This is a genomic window from Christensenella intestinihominis (assembly GCF_001678845.1).
Lineage (GTDB): Bacteria > Bacillota > Clostridia > Christensenellales > Christensenellaceae > Christensenella > Christensenella intestinihominis.
Genome location: NZ_MAIQ01000026.1, coordinates 1 through 1,195, shown reverse-complemented (window position 1 = coordinate 1,195; position 1,195 = coordinate 1). Strand labels below are relative to the sequence as shown.

General features: G+C 57.2%; 1 protein-coding gene. It reads right to left on the bottom strand.

The window, feature by feature from the left end; translation table 11 throughout:
* Window positions 1-1,181: elongation factor Tu (tuf, locus tag BBD38_RS14170; protein ID WP_066689372.1), on the bottom strand; the 1,181-nt coding region annotated here is incomplete at its 3' end.
* Window positions 1,182-1,195 lie beyond the last annotated feature (14 nt).

Here is a 1,195-nt window from a genome sequence, read left to right as displayed (position 1 = left end):
CCTACCGTGCGTCCGCCTTCGCGAATTGCGAACCGCAGTCCTTCTTCGATTGCGATCGGCGTAATCAGCTTGATCTCCATCTCGATGTTATCCCCCGGCATTACCATCTCTGTTCCGCCAGGAAGCTCGATTACTCCCGTTACGTCCGTCGTCCTGAAATAGAACTGCGGGCGGTATCCGTTGAAGAACGGCGTGTGCCGACCGCCTTCTTCCTTCTTCAGCACGTATACGCTGCTGTTGAAGTGCGTATGCGGATGGATCGAACCCGGCTTCGACAGTACCTGTCCACGCTCGATTTCGTCCCTCTGCACGCCGCGCAGCAGTACACCGATGTTGTCGCCCGTGATTGCTTCGTCAAGAAGCTTCCGGAACATTTCCACGCCCGTTACCACAACGCTTCTCTTTTCTTCCGTCAGTCCAACGATTTCCACCGTGTCCTGTACCTTTACCGTTCCTCTTTCCACACGGCCCGTCGCCACCGTGCCGCGCCCCGTGATCGAGAATACGTCTTCTACCGGCATCAGGAACGGCTTGTCTATGTCCCTTTCCGGTTCCGGAATGTACGTGTCTACCGCGTCCATCAGCTCGAAAATGCTCTGGCAGTCCGGGTTGTCCGCGATGTCGTCCGAGGCCTGCGCCGCTTCCAGCGCGCGGAGTGCGCTTCCCTTGATGATCGGCGTGTCGTCGCCCGGGAAGTCATACTCCGAAAGCAGCTCCCTGATTTCCATCTCTACCAGCTCCAGGAGCTCCGGATCGTCTACCTGGTCCGTCTTGTTCATGTATACGATGATGTACGGTACGCCTACCTGCCTTGCCAGCAGGATATGCTCCCGCGTCTGCGGCATCGGGCCGTCCGCCGCCGATACCACCAGGATCGCCCCGTCCATCTGCGCCGCTCCCGTGATCATGTTCTTTACATAGTCCGCGTGTCCCGGGCAGTCTACGTGCGCATAGTGCCGCGTTGCCGTCTCATATTCCACGTGCGCCGTGTTGATCGTGATTCCGCGCTCTTTTTCTTCCGGCGCCTTATCGATTTCGTCATATTTTGTCGCTTCCGCCTGGCCGTTCTTTGCCAGCACCATCGTGATCGCCGCTGTCAGCGTCGTTTTTCCGTGGTCTACGTGTCCGATCGTTCCGATGTTTACATGCGGTTTCGTTCTTTCAAACTTACCCTTTGCCATTGCTTTTTTCTCCT